The sequence below is a fragment of the Polaromonas sp. P3_A5 genome (assembly GCF_056403055.1).
This window is the reverse complement of the sequence record NZ_JBFUGF010000001.1, coordinates 707778-723869: the sequence shown is the minus strand read 5'-3', so window position 1 is coordinate 723869 and position 16092 is coordinate 707778. Positions and strand designations below refer to the sequence as shown.

The window sequence follows — 16092 nt, the reverse complement described above, 5'->3', positions numbered from 1 at the left end:
TGAGTTGGAGTTATGGATTGGTTGGGGATGGACCCTGGAGCGCTCAACGGCGGATCAATAACGCTCAAAAAAATCGGTCGGGTTGCGGTCCTTCCAGGCGGCGACCTGCTTCTCAGCCTCATCCTTGCTGAGGCCGTGGCGCTCCTGGATGCGGCCCAGCAACTGGTCGCGTTTGCCGGCGATCACATCAAGGTCGTCGTCAGTGAGCTTGCCCCACTGTTCTTTGACCTTGCCTTTGAATTGAAGCCAGTTGCCTTCCACGCGGTCTTTGTTCATGGTGTCCTCCTGAACGTCAATTGATAAATTCGCCCGTGGCACTGATGTCCTATTCGCTGCGTGCTACTTCCCGGGCGGCATATTCACACCATAAGTTCGTTCTTTTTCTCCCACCGTAGGTCCCCGTATTTGATGAGCGTAGGTTCATGCTTACAGGGCTGTGTGCCGCGCTGCGAGAGCGCGCCATTGCGCGAAGGAAAGCAACAAAATTCGCAACGGCTTCCTGGCCGGAACATAGTTGCATAGCACGCTGGCCAGCCAAGGCAAGAACGGTTTTTCTTTCGACATCAAGGGGGTGCGAGGTGCCAACACCAAAGATGAAAAAGCGCAGTACGTCGCGAAGCCTTTTCCTCCTTCTGCAAGCTGCTGGGCAATGTGCACGATGTGCGCGCCGAAGCCTGCGGCTTGGTGGCCCGACACAGGAATACCGCTACATCAAGGCCAAGGCCTGAGTGCGGGTGACGGGGACAGGCTGGTTGCGTTTACTTAGACCGCAGTGTGCGGCTGAGCAGCGCGACGGGCAGCAAACCCACCAGCACCAGCGCCAGCGCGGGCAAGGCGGCCTCACCGAGCCGCTCGTCGCGCGCGAGCTGGTAGGTGATCACGGCCAGGGTGTCGCTGTTGAAGGGCCGCAGCACCAGCGTGGCGGGCAGCTCTTTCATCACATCGACAAACACCAGCAAGCCGGCCGCCGCGACCGAGCGCTTGAGCAGCGGCCAGTGCACGCGGCTGAGGATGCCCATACCGCTGGTGCCCAGCATGCGCGCGCTGTCGTCAAAGCTGGCCGGGATGCGCGAGTAGCCGCTTTGCAGGCTTTGCAGTGCCACGGCGCTGAAGCGCACCAGGTAAGCCCAGACCACGCCGAGGATGGTGGCGGTGACCCAGTAGCCCGCGCTTGTCTGCGGCGCGGCGGATTGCAGCCAGCTCACAGGCAGCAAGAGGCCCACCACAATCACCGCGCCGGGCACGGCATAACCCAGACCCGCCAGGTGCACGGCAGCGCGGGTGAGCAGGCCCGGTTGCCGGCGCACCGCAAAGGCCAAGCCCAAGGCAAGCGCGGTGGCCAACAGCGCGCTCAAGCCTGCGAGGCCAATGCTGCTGAGCGTCCAGCCAATGAATTTGTCCCAAAGCAGGTTGTCCCAGCCCAGCGCCAGCGGGCGCAGCATAAAGAGCACCGGCAGCACAAAGCCCAGCGCGATGGGCACGGCGCACACGAGCCAGGCCGAAACGGCGCGCAGGCCGCGCAACTGCGCGGGGGCCGCGTCTTGCGCGCCCGCGCGTGCACCGCGGCCGGTGGCAAAGCGCATGCGCTTTTGCGCGCTGTGCTCTATCCACAGCAGCAGCGCGACAAAGAAAAGCAGCACGGTCGCCAGCTGCGCCGCAGCGATGCGGTTGTCCATCGAGAGCCACGCCTTGTAGATGCCGGCGGTGAAGGTCTGGATGCCGAAATAGCTGGAGACGCCGAAGTCGGCCAGTGTTTCCATGAGCGCCAGCGCCACACCAGCGGCCACGGCAGGCCGCGCCAGCGGCAGCGCTACACCGCGGATGCGGCGCGACAGCGGTGCGCCCAGCAGGCGCGCCGCTTCCATCAGGTGCACGGCGCGCTCAGACAGGGCCGTGCGCGCAAGCAGGTACACATAGGGGTAGAGCGCGACGGTGAAGACCAGTACGGCACCCCCCAGGCTGCGCACCTCGGGCAGCAGCCGGCCCTGCAGGCCGAAGCTGGCACGCAGCCAGGTCTGCAGCGGGCCGGCGTATTGGAGAAAGTCGGTATACGCATAGGCCAGCACATAGGCCGGCATGGCCAGCGGCAGCAGCAAGGCCCACTCAAACACCCGGCGCCCGGGGAAATCAAACAGCGTGACCATGCTGGCGGTGGCCATTCCCACCACCGCCACGCCAAAGGCCACGCACAGGCACAGCAGCAGTGATGTGCGCGTGTAATCGGGCAACACGGTCTGCAGCATCTGCAGCAGGATGGATTGCGCATCGCTGTTGAACTGCAGCCAGGACAAGGCGACGGCCAGCACCGGCAGCGTCAGCAGCCCAACCAGCAAAAACAGCACAACAGAAGGGAAATATCGGCGAAACATGGAGCCCCGGAAAGCCTCAGCAAAAAGGCCTCTCGCGGGAAGGAGCCCTGCCCCCGCCTGCGTTCGCCACGCTTTTGCAGTCAGTCACTGCAAATGAGAATTGTAAGCATCTACAATTGTCTGCATGTTTCTGGATATCTCCCAGTTGGGCGTGCACTACGCCGGCCGCTCAAAACCCGCCGTGGACGGCGTGTCGTTCAGCCTCCAGGCAGGGGAAATCGGCGTTCTGATCGGGCCTTCAGGTTGCGGCAAAACCACCTTGCTGCGCGCAGTGGCTGGCCTTGAACGGGCCAATGCCGGCAGCATTACGCTGGCAAAGGATGTGGTGAGCACCGCCGCCTTGCATGTGCCGGCCGAATCCCGCCGCATTGGCATGGTGTTTCAGGACTACGCGCTGTTTCCGCATCTGGATGCCGCGCACAACGTGGCCTTCGGGCTCACTCATCTAACACCCGCTCAGCGCAAGCAGCGCGTCGGAGACGTGCTGGAGCTGGTCGGCTTGGGCAATGTGCACAAGCGCTTTCCGCATGAGCTTTCAGGCGGCCAGCAGCAACGCGTGGCACTGGCGCGCGCGCTGGCGCCGCAGCCACGCCTGCTGCTGCTGGATGAGCCTTTTTCCAACCTGGACGTGGACCTGCGCGAGCGCCTGGCGCACGAGGTGCGCGGCATCCTGAAGGCGGCTGGCGCCACAGCGCTGTTCGTCACACATGACCAGCTGGAGGCTTTTGCCATCGGCGACCGCATCGGCGTAATGCACCAGGGCAAACTGCACCAGTGGGATGAGGCTTATGCGCTGTACCACCGCCCTGCCACCCGATTTGTGGCTGACTTCATCGGCCATGGGGTCTTCGCACAAGCCCATATCGAGCAACACGGTGACGACGTGGTGGTGCATACCGCGCTCGGTGACCTGACGGACATGCTGGAGTGCCCGCTGCCCGGGGCGTACGCCGGCGGCTTGTGCGATGTGCTGCTGCGTGCCGACGACATCGTGCATGATGACAACGCCCCGGTGAAGGCGCAGATCGTGCGCAAGGCGTTTCGCGGCTCGGAGTTTTTGTATACGCTCAAGCTGCAGACTGGCGAGACGGTGATGGCGCATGTGCCGTCGCACCACAACCACGCGCTGGGCGAGTGGATAGGCATACGTGCCGAGGTCGACCATGTGGTGACCTTTCCGCGCGAAGTTGGCGCGGCGCCGGCTATAACACCAGCCTGACGTTTCAGCGTCCTTGCGTCTGCCTCAGACGCTCAATGTCCTCGCGCAGCGTCTGTGCCCACACCCGCCGGGTCTGGCCTTGCGGGGCCTGCGCCTGGCCAAAGGTGACGACCGCCTTGAGCGGCGGCGCTGTCAGGGTCCGCCAGATTGATCCGACCAAGGTTTCGTCATCCACATAACTGGGCGCAAAGCTGGTCGCGCCGCTGGCGGCGTCAACGAACTTCAGAGCCACCGGCTGCACCGGCACAGACGCTTCAATGGCCGCCTGGATGAGGTTGGCGTGAAAGTGCTTGAGGGTGATGCCGTCGCCGGTGGTGCCTTCAGGAAACACCGCCAGGATGTCGCCCGCGCGAAGGCGGTCCGCCATTTGCGTGACGACGCGATGGGCGTCGCGCCGGGACTCGCGCTCGATATACAGCGAACCTGCGCCGTCGGACAGCGTACGGACAAAGGGCCAGTCCCGCACGTCCGCTTTGGAGACAAAACGGCAGTGCCGCGAGGCATGCATCACCAGGATGTCCAGCCACGAAATATGGTTGGCCACCAGCAGCACCGGGCCACCTGCCGGGGGCGTACCGTTGACCACCAGCTCAATGCCCACAATGCGCAGCATGGCCCCGGCCCATGCCTGCACGCGGGCCTCCTGCTCAGCCTGGGGCAGCTTGGGGAAAACAGTCTTGATGGTCCAGAACCCCGTTACGGCGTGCACGGCGGCGCGCAGCAAGGTTCCGCAAAAGTGAAGCCATTTCATAAATGAGCAGGCACCTCAGTGCGAGGCTTCGGGGGCTTCATAGGCCAGCTGCCCGCCTACGATGGTCCAGCGCACACGCGCAGGCATCTGGTGACCCGAGAACGGTGTGTGCTTGCCCTGGCTGCGCAAGGCGGCGGGCTCGACTGTCCATTCACCGGTGGGGTCAAACACGCAGATATCGGCCACGCCGCCTTTAACGAGCTGCCCCGCGCTGGCCTGCAGCGTGCCAAGCGCGTTGCCCAGCACTCGCGCGGGTTCACTCGTGAGCACTGCCAGCGCGCGCTGCAGACCAGCATCGCTGTCAGTACCCCATTTGCAGGCCAGGCCCAGCAGCAATTCAAGCCCCGTGGCGCCGGGCTCAGCCTCGGCAAAGGGCAGGGTTTTGGCGTCTTCGTCGACGGGCGTGTGGTCTGACACCAGTGCGTCGATAGTACCGTCGGCCAGTCCCTGGCGGATGGCGTCGCGGTCGCGCTGCTGGCGCAGCGGCGGGTCCAGCCGCATCCGGCTGTCGAAGTAGCCGATGTCCACGTCGGTCAAGTGCAGGCTGTTGATGCTGACATCGCAGGTCACGGCCAGGCCTTCTGCCTTGGCCTTGGCCACCAGAGCCACACCCGCGGCGCTGCTGATGCGGCACAGGTGCACGCGCGCGCCGGTGGCCCGCACCAGTTCGAAGATGGTGTGCAGCGCAATGGTCTCAGCGGCAACCGATACGCCGCTCAGGCCCAGGCGTGTGGCCAGTGGGCCGCTGGCGGCGACGCCGCTGCCCAGGTACATCTCCTGCGGGCGCAGCCAGACGGTGTAGCCGAAGGTCGAGGCGTATTGCAGGGCGCGCATCATGACTTGCGTGTTGGCCAGCGGCACCTCTGCCTGGCTGAAGCCCACGCAACCCGATTCCGTCAATTCGACCATCTCGGTCAGCGTCTCACCCTTGAGAGCACGCGTCAGCGCGCCCAGCGGGAACACGCGCGACTGGTGCAGCTTTTCAGCGCGGAACTTGAGCATTTCAACGAGGCCGGGCTCGTCGAGCACCGGATCGGTATCAGGCGGGCAGACAAGGCTGGTCACGCCGCCAGCGACGGCCGCGGCCAGTTCGCTTTCGAGCATGCCTTCGTGCTCGTGCCCAGGTTCTCGCAAGCGGGCGGACAAGTCGATCAGACCGGGGGCGACGATGCAGCCCGTGGCATCAATCGTCTTGTTGGCCGCGAAATCAGCAGGCGTGCCTTTGAGCGAGACGATACGGCCCGCGGCAATTGCCACGTCGCAGATCTCGTCGAACTTGGAAGCCGGGTCGATAACGCGGCCGTTCTTGATGAGTATCTTCATTCTTTTTTTCTCCGCGTTCAGGCTTCATTCCCAGCGACGATGCTCATCACCGCCATTCGGACCGCGATACCAAAAGTCACTTGCGGCAGGATCACACTTTGCGTTCCGTCGACCACGGCGGAATCAATTTCAACACCGCGGTTGATGGGGCCCGGGTGCATGACAATGGCGTCTGACTTGGCCAGTTTCAATTTTTCGGTGGTGAGGCCGAAGCTCTTGAAGAACTCCTGGCTGCTGGGCAATAGCGCGCCGGACATGCGTTCGTTCTGCAGCCTGAGCATGATGATTACGTCGGCGTCCTTGATACCTTCTTCGAGCGTATTGCAGACGCGCACGCCCATCTGCGCCATGTCGGCGGGCACGAGGGTCTTGGGGCCGACCACGCGCACTTCGGGGCAGCCCAGCGTGGTGAGTGCATGGATGTCGGAACGCGCCACGCGCGAGTGCAGCACGTCACCGACGATGGCGACCGTGAGCTTGCTGAAATCTTTCTTGTAGTGCCGGATGGTGTACATGTCGAGCAGGCCCTGCGTGGGGTGCGCGTGGCGACCGTCGCCGGCATTGATGACGTGCACATGCGGTGCGACGTGCTGGGCAATCAGGTAGGGTGCGCCCGATTCGCTGTGACGCACCACAAAAAGATCGGCGGCCATGGCGCTCAGGTTGGCGATGGTGTCGAGCAGCGACTCGCCCTTGGAGGCCGATGAGCGCGCGATGTCCAGGTTGATGACATCGGCCGACAGCCGCGTGGCGGCGATTTCGAAGGTGGTGCGGGTGCGGGTGGAGTTTTCAAAGAAAAGATTGAAGACACTCTTGCCGCGCAGCAGCGGGACTTTTTTGACTTCGCGGTTGTTGACGCTGACGAAGTTGGCGGCGGTGTCGAGTATCTGCGTCAAGGTGGCCTTGGGCAGGCCTTCAATCGACAGCAGGTGGATCAGCTCGCCGTTTTTGTTGAGTTGCGGATTTCGTCGATACAGCATGTGATGGACTCCTTGGGGTCTCTTGGTTTTTTGGGGGTGGCCTGGCAGTAATAGTGATGGTGACGATCAGCCCTGAACCTGGAAGCTGAACTTGCCGTCCTCTGCGCGGGCCAGCTCAAGCGACTGCGAGGCGGGCAAGGCCACGCGCGCCACCGCCAGGTCGGGCTGCACCGGCAGCTCGCGCCCGCCGCGGTCCACCAGTACGACCAGCTTGACACTGGCGGGCCGGCCGTAGTCAAACAACTCATTGAGCACCGCGCGGATGGTGCGGCCGGTGTAGAGCACGTCGTCGACTACCACCAGGTGGGCGCCGTTCACGTCAAAGGGCAGCAGGGTCTGGCCGCTGGAGGCCAAGCCCCGCTGCGAGAAATCGTCGCGGTGCATGGAGGAAGACAGCACGCCGGCTTCGCCCTCCAGACCCAGGTCTTTTTGCAGGCGCTGTGCCAGCCAGGCGCCGCCGGAGGCCACGCCGACCAGCTTGGGCGGCAAGGGATAGGACGCCAGTTGCTGGCGCATGCCGCGCAGCAGGTCGTTGTATAGCGCCTCGGCGTCAAGGGTCAGGCTGCTCATGGGAAACTCCTTAAAAACTGCTCGAGAATGATGCAGGCCGAGGCCGCGTCGGCATCGACTGCGCCGCCGGCGAGTGCCTCGGTGGTGCTGTAGCGCTCATCCACCTCAAAGACCTGCAGACCGAAGCGCCCGCGAAGCTGGCGGGCGAACTTCTGCGCCCGCGCGGTATTGTCGTGGCTGGCACCGTCGGGGTGAAAGGGCACGCCGACGACGAGGGCGTCGGGCTGCCACTCCTTGATGCGCGTCTCGACGGCCTTGAGGCGGGCGTCGCCACCTTCAGCGTTGATGGTGGGCTGGGGGGTGGCGGTACGGGTCAGCACGTTGCCGGTGGCAACGCCGGTGCGCTTGAGACCGAAGTCGAAAGCCAGAAAGGTTTGGAGGCCAGTGGCCCGAGGGGAAGGCATGGCCGCAAGGCTCATGCGTGACCGGCCTCGGGAGAGAGCATCCAGCTTTGCAGGCCCAGCAGCATGAGCGCCTTGTCGTAGCGTTGCTCTACCGGTGTGTCGAAAATCACACCGACGTCGGCAGCGACCGTGAGCCAGCTGTTGTCCGAGATTTCCGATTCCAGCTGGCCTTCACCCCAGGCCGAATATCCGAGGGAGACAAACACCCTGCGCGGGCCGGCGCCCGTGGAGAGCGCTTCCAGCACGTCTTTGGAGGTGGTCATTTCGAGGCCGCCGGGGATCGTCATCGTCGAGGCATAGACCGATTCGTTGCCCGGCATCATGGATTCGTGGAGAACAAAGCCCCGTTCGGTCTGGACCGGGCCGCCCTGGAATACCGGGGACTGGGTCAGGTCGTCGCGCCGCAGAGGCAACTCGACCTTGTCGAACAGGTTCTTGAGATTGATATCGCTGGGCTTGTTGATGACCAGCCCCAGCGCACCCCGGTCGCTATGTTCGCACATGTACACCACGCTCTTGGCAAAAGCTTCATCATCCATCCCCGGCATGGCAATGAGGAAGTGGTGCGTGAGGTTGATCGATGCAGAATCCGTGGCCATGGCGGGATTTTACGCCGGACGGGACGGCGCGGGGAGCCCACCCTGCCAGCCGCCCGCCAATCCGCGGGGGATCTAAGGCCGGATAGCCGCTTTTCGCTACGATGGCCGGATGCACAAGAAGTATGAAACGGGGTTAATGTGGTTCAGGCGCGACCTGCGGGTTCAGGACAACGCCGCTCTGTACCACGCGCTGAAGTCATGTAAGCAGGTGTATTGCGCACTTGTTTTTGACAAAGCCATTCTGGAGGCTTTGCCTCGAACTGACCGCCGCGTGGAATTCATACGGGAATCGGCACTGAGCCTGGATGGTCAACTGGAGAAGCTGGGCGCAGCGGCTGGCAGCCTAGGCGTCGGCCTGTTGACGGCCCATCACGATGCCGTGGACGCGGTGGTGCGGCTGGCGGCAGAGCTGGGCGCCGATGCCGTCTTTGCCAATCACGATGACGAGCCGCGGTCGCTGGCGCGCGACGCCGCAGTACAAGCGGCGCTCGAGGCCGGGGGCAAGGGCTTTTACAGCTTCAAGGACCACGTTATTTTTGAACGCCAGGAGGTGCTGACCCAGGCGGGCAAGCCTTACACCGTGTTCACGCCTTACAAAAATGCCTGGCTGAAGAAGGTGGACGACTTTTATCTCAAGCCTTATCCCGTCGAAAAGTATGCTGCGGCCCTGGCGTCCGTATCGACAAGCCGACGTCCGGTCCCATCACTGGGTGACCTGGGGTTTGAGGTCAACAACCTGACGGCGCTGAAAATTCCCACGGGCAGCGAAGGCGGTGCCCAGCTTTTGGGGGATTTCGTTGGCCGCATGGCGCAGTACAAGGAGGTACGCGACTTCCCTGCCGTCAAGGGCCCGAGCTACCTGGGCGTGCACCTTCGGTTCGGCACAGTGTCGATACGGCACATGGCTGCGTTCGCTTTAAACGCTGCAAAGCGAGGGAATGAAGGTGCCGCCACCTGGCTCAGCGAATTGATCTGGCGTGATTTTTACGCGCAGATCCTTGCCAATTTTCCGCACGCCGTCGGCAACGCGTTCAAGCCGGACTATGACGCGATACAGTGGGAGAGCGGCGATAAAGCCCAAGTGCTTTTCCAGGCCTGGTGCGAAGGCCGGACGGGCTACCCGCTGGTGGACGCGGCAATGGCCCAGATCAACCAGACGGGCTATATGCACAACCGCCTGCGCATGGTGACTGCCAGTTTTCTGGTGAAAGACCTTGGCATCGACTGGCGTTGGGGCGAACGTTACTTTGCCGAAAAGCTCAACGACTTTGACCTGTCGGCCAACAACGGCGGCTGGCAGTGGGCGGCAAGCACGGGTTGTGACGCGCAGCCTTATTTTCGCATCTTCAACCCGGTCAGCCAGAGCGAGAAGTTCGACGCCGCGGGTAAATTTATTCGCAAATACCTGCCGGTGCTGGCACAGCTGCCAGACAAGGCTTTGCACAGCCCTTGGCTAGCGAACCCGCTGGAGCTGGCCGCCGCGGGCGTGGTGTTGGGCCAAAACTACCCGACGCCCATCGTGCAGCACGACGAAGCGCGGGCGCTTACGCTGCAGCGCTATGCGGTCGTAAAAAAGGCCTGAGAGGAACTCTCAGGCCTTGCTATTATTTTAGGAGCTGCTTGCGCACGTTCTGCCTGGACTACAGCCTGATTTGGCTGTTTTTCTCAGGCAGAAGCGGCGGTTTCGGCGGCGCAGTAGTGGCGCACCAGACTCATCAACTCTTCTTCAGAGAACGGTTTGCCCAGATAGTGGTCGACGCCCAGCTCCTTGGCATGTTCACGGTGCTTCTCGGCGATGCGGGACGTGATCATGATGATGGGCAGGTTATTGAGGCGCACGTCAGCCCTGATGTTGCGCGCCAGGTCAAAACCATCCATACGCGGCATTTCGATATCTGACAGCACCACGGCTGGCCGCTCTTCCTGCAGGCGTTCAAGCGCTTGCAGACCGTCGGCCGCCATGGAGACACGGTAGCCTTCACGCTGAAGCAGGCGTTGCGTAACCCGGCGAACCGTAATGGAGTCATCGACCACAAGAATCAACGGGATCTGCGGGGCGACAGGTGCCGACATCGTCGTTTTCGCGACGCTGCCGCTGCCGCCGTCGGTGGTTGCCGCGGTAGCGCCAGAGCCTTCAAGCATGTGCGGCTCGGCCCGGTCTGAACTCCATGCGCGCGCCTGCTGGCCATACACGGAAGCCAGCGCAACCGGGTTGTAAATCAGCACGACCGCACCGGAAGCCAGCACTGACATACCGGCCAGGCCAGGCAAACGGGACAACTGGGGGCCCAGGTTCTTGACCACAACCTCCTGGTTGCCCAACACTTCATCGACGTGCAGGGCAATGCGCTGTGCGGCGCTTCGGAAGATCACGACCGGTGTGGTTTTGCCCTGGGCTTCGGCGCTGTGGTGCGAGGCCTGCAGCAATGCGCCGGACCAGAAGAAGGGCATCGACTCACCGGCAATCTCCAGTGTGCCGGTGTTATAGGCTTGCTGCAGTTCTTTGGCCGAAGCGCGCCTGACGGTTTCCACAACGTTGGCAGGTACGCCGATTGAGAGATTGCCCGAGCGGATCATCACCACCTGCGTCACAGCAGTAGTCAGCGGGAGTACCAGCTTGAAGTGCGTTCCCTGACCGGCGACGGTGGAGGTTTCGATCCGGCCACCGAGCGCGTTGACTTCAGAGCGGACCACATCCATACCGATGCCGCGTCCTGCCAGCTCGGTCACTTGCGCGGCCGTAGAGAAGCCGGGCATGAAAATCAGGTTCGCGGCGTCGCCGTCTTCCAGCGGTTGATCAGCCGTGATCATCCCGAGGCTGACGGCCTTTTCGCGAATACGTGCCAGGTTCAAGCCGGCGCCGTCATCGCTGAAGTCAACCGAAACGTCGTTACCTTCCTGGCGCAAGTGAACGGTGATCAGGCCGACCGGGTCCTTGCCCGCATCGGTGCGAACCTGCGTACTTTCAATACCGTGGGCCACGCAGTTACGCAGCAAGTGCTCAAAGGCCGGCGTCATACGGTCCAGCATGCCGCGGTCCATTTCCATGGTGCCGCCCAGCAAGTCCAGGCGGACCTGCTTGCCGGTTTCCTTGGAAGCCTGGCGCACCACGCGGTACAGACGCTCGGAGATGCCTTCGAACTCCACCATGCGGGTACGGAGCAAGTCGCGCTGCAGCTCTCGGGTCTGGCGAGCCTGAGCGATCAAGTCGTCTTCGGTGGCTTCCACCGTGCGCTGCAAGGTGCGCTGCACGGTTGCCACGTCATTCACCGACTCGGCCATCATTCGCGTCAGTTCCTGCACGCGGGTAAAGCGGTCGAACTCCAGCGGGTCGAACCCTGCCTGGGCTTCCTTGGCCTGAGCCAATCGCGACTGCATCTGGGTTTCAGCCTGCAACTCAATGTCCCGCAGCTGCTGGCGCAAGCGGTTCAAGTTACCGCTCATGTCGTTCAGCGAGCCCCGGAGCTGGCTGAGTTCGGCTTCCAGCCGGGAGCGCGTGATCATGACCTCACCAGCCTGATTCACCATGCGGTCAAGCAACTGGGAGCGCACGCGGATCGAGGCGTTGGCCGCCTGTCGCAGCGGCTGCATGGCCATGGTCTGCGGCGCAGGCACCGTGAGCTTGCGGCCCGCACCCACGGCAACCGGAGCGGCGCTCTCGGCTGGAGTTTCCTGTGCATCCACAATTGGGGCGGGCTTGTCCTGCGTGGTCGACTTCAGTACGGGCTCAACGGCCGCAATAGGCGCAACAGGCGTAATAGGCGTAAGCGTGACGGGGGCAGCCGCAGCAGCCGCATCAGCTCGGCGCAAGGCCTCAAATGTCGCTTCCATGGCGTCAAAACGCGTCATCAGGGGTTCGAATTCCTGGGTTGAAGCCGCATCAGAGCCGAGATGTTCGATTTCGGACTCAATCCGGTGAGCCATTTCGCCTAGCCGCAATGCACCTGCCAGCCGGGCGCTGCCTTTGAGCGTGTGAAGTGCGCGCAGGACTTCCATGCGTGCGCCCTGATTATCAGGACGTGAAGACCACTGCCGCAGTGCGCCCCCCAGCTGGGGCATGAGTTCTGCAGCCTCTTCTTCAAAAATCGGGAACAGGTCGGGATCAATCGCATCGACCGCATCGATTTCGTCGTCCTCGTCTTCCTCGAAGTTCGAGTTCACTGGTGCAGCCATGGTCGCTACCAGCCGGGCAGGCGGGGAGACGACAGCCGCAGGGGGAGGCACCGGCGTGACCTGAGCGGGGACCGGCATTTCAATTGCCTGAGCCAGGATCACTTCTGGTTCTGGCTCCGGTGAGCGCACTGGCTCTACAGAGACCGTTTCAACCTCCACCGATTCGGGGGAGAAGTCAAAGTCGGAAAAATCGTTACCCGGGGGCAAAACCGAATCAGAGAAATCGAGTTGCTTTAGCCTGTCAAGGATGGTTGCATCCGCCTCCTTGAGAAACCCGGCGGCAAATTGGTGCAGAAGCCGGCGGATGTCTTCCGCTGCATCAACAAATACCTGGCCATACCTGGCAGCGCCATTGCTGTGATGAACGCTGGACTGCTGCAAAGCCTGTTCAAGCGCCCGAGCCATTCCGGACAGGGCATGGAACCCGACAGTCGCGGAACTTCCCGCGAGGGAATGGGCCAGGGCGACGGTAGAGTCGCTGACCGGCTGGTTCAGCTCGAGCGCCCATTCGGCCACTTCAGTCACAAGCCGGCGTGACCATTCATCAGCTTCATTCAGATAGACGTTGTAAAGCGGAATTCCAATGCGCAAGGCACCGATGACCTTGACCTGTTCGTCACCATTGCCATCCAATGGCAGCACACTGTCAGTTGCATCGACATCATCCGTCTTCAGAACTTCGGCAGCCTGCAGGTGTTGCGGTTGCCCGGCCAGATCGGCGCCTTCGGCCGCTGTCGACAATTGTTGCTGCCCCTCAGGGGTGAAGTCAAAAACCACAGGCGCCGACTGTTCGGCCGCCACAGGCTCTGCCTGAAAGTGCTTGTCGAAATCCGCGTCCGACAGTTCGATCGCTTCTGTTGCATCCATCTCCGGGGACGCGAACGGCTCCGCCGCAGCGGGCTGCGTTGACGCAGGTGTTGTACCAGCCGTCGCAGAAACCGCGGACAGACTGCCGAAATCAATGCCTTCAATTTCTGCCACAGACGGACCTGCAGGCTCCACAGGGCTCGCGATCGCAGCTGTACCTTCCGACTCAAACATGAGGTCAAAATCCAAATCCGTCACGACGGCCGGGTCGGCAACAGGTTCAGCACCAGCAGTCTCGGGAACACCTGAATCCAGCTCCAGCTCAGGTGCCAGCGCTGTTGGCATTGCTGCCGCCACGGCGACCACAGGAACCTCGGCAATATCGACTACGGCAGTCACCAGGGGGCTGTAACGGCCCTCGGTGCGCATTGCATCGGCGCTGGCACGGAAAGTAGACGCCGACCACGAGCCATCGCGATTTCCTGCAATGTCTTCAATCCACTTTGCAAAACCGCCCATGGCTTCCAGCGACAAAGCCCGGAATTCATCCGTGGCAACCTTCTGGTCCGCCAGCCAGCTATTGAGCATCTGCTCAAGCGACCACGCCGCCTCGCCGAACTCGTTGAGCCCCACCATGCGGGAACTGCCCTTGAGCGTATGAAAAGCACGCCGCAAAACCGTGAGTTGAGATACATCGGCCGGATCATTGACCAGTGCAGCCAAAGCTTGCTGGCCGTTGCCGACAACTTCGCGTGCCTCTTCAAGAAAGATGTCACGGAGATCGTCTTCTTCAAAATCATCCGACGCGGCCGGGCTCTCAGGCGCCGCCTGCACCGGCGTTACGGCAAATGCCAAGGTCGTCAGCGCCTCCGCGGCAACACTCGCGTTGCTTCCGGAAACAGCGACGGCGGCTTCGCGCGCACTTTGGGCAAGCGCAGGCTGTTCGGCCAGCGCCGCATGCGTGGCCAGCGTGTCAAGTTTGAGCGTGAGGTTGTGGTCAGTTTCGCCAAGACCCGCATCCTGCACAACAGAAATCACTTCCTGTGACAGCACATCATTGTTGACCGTGACAGAGGTCGCCGCACTGGCGGCGTTCTGGGTACGGCCCATCAAAGGTTTGAGCTCGCCTTTTTCCGCGTCATAAACAAACAGTTTTTTCGCCAGCGCCGGCTGGTAATTCAACATGTCGATAAGGAAACTCAAGGCGCCAAGGTTGTTTCCGAGGTGCTCGAATGTTCCAGCCGCACGCGCGAGCTGTTCATCAATTTCAGTGACCAGCATCTGCTCGACGCTGTCTCGCATGCGCAGCACGGCGTGCGAGGCCTGGTCAAGCCCCAGTACCGACAGCACGCCACGCATTTGTGAAAGCTGGCCGGGCACGGATTGAAGCGCGACTTTGTCCTGCGGGTTGCGAAAAAACACATCAAGTGATTTTTCAAGCTCACCCAGCGACACACGCAACTCACCGACTACGCTGCCCATGGTCTGCTTGTCGCTGACCCGGCGATACAGCTCTTCCATCCAGCCTTCCAGGGGCTGTGGCTCACCGCCTGCACGGACGCCTTCCAGCCGCTCAGCAAGATTGGCTGTTCTCACAGCCAGCTGGGGATCGTTGGGATCCAGGTCATCAAAAGCGGCTTCAAGGTAAAGCACGGAGGTGGCCACTTCCATGGCCAGTTCTATTCCAGGGGCCTGACCAGACCGGACCGTCGTATCCACGGCGCGAGTCAATGCCTGCGCAAGTGGTTCGCTGGGCGGATGAAGCTTGAGCAGAGAATCCGTGACGAGGCTGAACTGGTCCGTCACGGACTTGAATTTATTGGCGTCCCCGGCGGAAAGCGACGACCAGGTTTCTTTCGCAGACGTGATGCGCTTGCGGGCCTGGGCGAGCAGAGCCGGATCAAAACGTCCGAACTGAACGAGCTCATAGTCCACCGGTTTGAAGCGGTTGAGACCATAGGCTGACCGGACTGCCGAAAGCGCAGGCGTGTCGCTGGCACGGGGAGAAACAGCCTGTGAACAGAAGAAGAGCAAATCCTGCGCCAGCCGATCAGATACCCCCGTATCACCCTTGGCAAGCGAGGCATACTGCATCAGGATTCGTGATGCAGCTCGCCGTACATAGATGTCCGACCCGAGCAACTCATGCGCGACCGCTTCGAAATAAGCCGCCGCGATCTTCCAGAATATCCTGGGTTGGCGGTCCGCCTGTCTGGCCGCAAATCCGAGGCTGAGCTCCTTCATTTTTTTGGCTGCCTGCGGTGCCTTACCCTTCATGATTTGAAGCACCGATTGATCCATGACAGCGCGAGCACCATCATCGTAATTGCGGGGCTCCGCTGTCGTCGCCAGTTCCGGCTCCAGCCAGCGCCACTCAAGCGGCCACAAGTCAGCCGGATGAATGCGGTCGGCCCGCACCAATTCCTGCACATCACGGTATTGGGGGAAAAGCGAAACGGGCGACACGGGCTTGTCGGCCAGCACACCTTCCAGATACTCGGTCAGCGCAAAACTGGCGCGTTCGATTTTGCCGGCAGCGTCCTGGCTGCATTGCTCAGGTTGCTGCACAAATTTCTGCACCGCAGCTTCCATCGCCCGCAACACCAACGCTGGCCCGGCAAGGCCCACCATTTCAAGCGCGCCCACGGCCTGATGCAGTTGCTGCCGTGCGATGCGCAACTGGCTGGCATCAAGCGCCGCAAGATCGGACCCACGCGCGGCTTCCGCGTCCCGCACAAAACGCTTCAGCGCTTTGGCAGCACCGTCCAGTGACTTGCGAAGTTCGTCAAGTACCCAGGCCAGGGGGCCCAGGTCATTGACAGCGAGGTCGAGCTCGGCAGCTGTTGAGTTCGGGACGTTGGATTGCATAGATAACGGGCCGGTTCAGGAATCGGTGT

11 protein-coding genes are annotated in these 16092 nt (G+C 62.1%); 2 read left to right on the top strand and 9 right to left on the bottom strand.

Features of this window, described 5'->3' with window-relative positions:
* Positions 1-54: 54 nt before the first annotated feature.
* Together AC1DU8_RS03435 and AC1DU8_RS03430 are read right to left on the bottom strand one after the other, a co-directional pair.
* Positions 55-276 carry a CsbD family protein gene (locus AC1DU8_RS03435; protein WP_457281027.1) on the bottom strand — a complete coding sequence of 74 codons (222 nt, stop codon included), beginning with the start codon at positions 274-276 and terminating at the stop codon, positions 55-57.
* A 482-nt stretch (positions 277-758) separates the two neighbouring features.
* Positions 759-2369: an ABC transporter permease gene (locus tag AC1DU8_RS03430; protein ID WP_457281028.1), complete on the bottom strand. Its 1611-nt coding sequence runs from the start codon at positions 2367-2369 to the stop codon at positions 759-761.
* Positions 2370-2493: 124 nt separating this feature from the next.
* Here AC1DU8_RS03430 and AC1DU8_RS03425 point away from each other — a divergent pair, with 124 nt between their 5' ends.
* Positions 2494-3588: an ABC transporter ATP-binding protein gene (locus AC1DU8_RS03425; protein ID WP_457281029.1), complete on the top strand. Its 1095-nt coding sequence runs from the start codon at positions 2494-2496 to the stop codon at positions 3586-3588.
* Positions 3589-3592: 4 nt separating this feature from the next.
* Here the strand turns inward: AC1DU8_RS03425 and AC1DU8_RS03420 are convergent, their stop codons facing one another.
* The 6 genes from AC1DU8_RS03420 to AC1DU8_RS03395 all read right to left on the bottom strand — a co-directional run bounded on the left by AC1DU8_RS03420 (position 3593) and on the right by AC1DU8_RS03395 (position 8215).
* Positions 3593-4339 (bottom strand): lysophospholipid acyltransferase family protein, encoded by a 747-nt coding sequence (locus AC1DU8_RS03420; RefSeq protein WP_457281030.1) that lies wholly within the window; start codon positions 4337-4339, stop codon positions 3593-3595.
* Between the two features lie 15 nt (positions 4340-4354).
* The gene (locus tag AC1DU8_RS03415; protein ID WP_477726430.1) at positions 4355-5662 is read right to left on the bottom strand and encodes a dihydroorotase; all 1308 of its coding nucleotides are present in this window, start codon (positions 5660-5662) and stop codon (positions 4355-4357) included.
* Positions 5663-5679: 17 nt separating this feature from the next.
* Positions 5680-6642, bottom strand: a complete 963-nt coding sequence (locus AC1DU8_RS03410; RefSeq protein ID WP_457281032.1) for an aspartate carbamoyltransferase catalytic subunit — start codon at positions 6640-6642, stop codon at positions 5680-5682.
* A 66-nt stretch (positions 6643-6708) separates the two neighbouring features.
* Positions 6709-7212 (bottom strand): bifunctional pyr operon transcriptional regulator/uracil phosphoribosyltransferase PyrR, encoded by a 504-nt coding sequence (gene pyrR / locus AC1DU8_RS03405; protein WP_457281033.1) that lies wholly within the window; start codon positions 7210-7212, stop codon positions 6709-6711.
* Positions 7209-7631, bottom strand: coding sequence for a Holliday junction resolvase RuvX (ruvX, locus tag AC1DU8_RS03400; protein ID WP_457281034.1), 423 nt, complete (start codon positions 7629-7631; stop codon positions 7209-7211). The genes pyrR and ruvX overlap by 4 nt, the downstream gene beginning before the upstream one ends.
* Entirely contained in the window at positions 7628-8215 is a 588-nt protein-coding gene (locus AC1DU8_RS03395; protein ID WP_457281035.1) for a YqgE/AlgH family protein, read from the bottom strand. Before AC1DU8_RS03395 ends, ruvX begins: the two co-directional genes overlap by 4 nt.
* A 109-nt stretch (positions 8216-8324) precedes the next feature.
* On the opposite strand from AC1DU8_RS03395, the gene AC1DU8_RS03390 reads away from it, so the two are divergent.
* Positions 8325-9797, top strand: a complete 1473-nt coding sequence (locus AC1DU8_RS03390; RefSeq protein ID WP_457281036.1) for a cryptochrome/photolyase family protein — start codon at positions 8325-8327, stop codon at positions 9795-9797.
* 83 nt (positions 9798-9880) lie between these two features.
* Here AC1DU8_RS03390 and AC1DU8_RS03385 read toward each other — a convergent pair whose 3' ends face one another.
* Positions 9881-16063, bottom strand: coding sequence for a hybrid sensor histidine kinase/response regulator (locus AC1DU8_RS03385; RefSeq protein WP_457281037.1), 6183 nt, complete (start codon positions 16061-16063; stop codon positions 9881-9883).
* Positions 16064-16092: the final 29 nt, after the last annotated feature.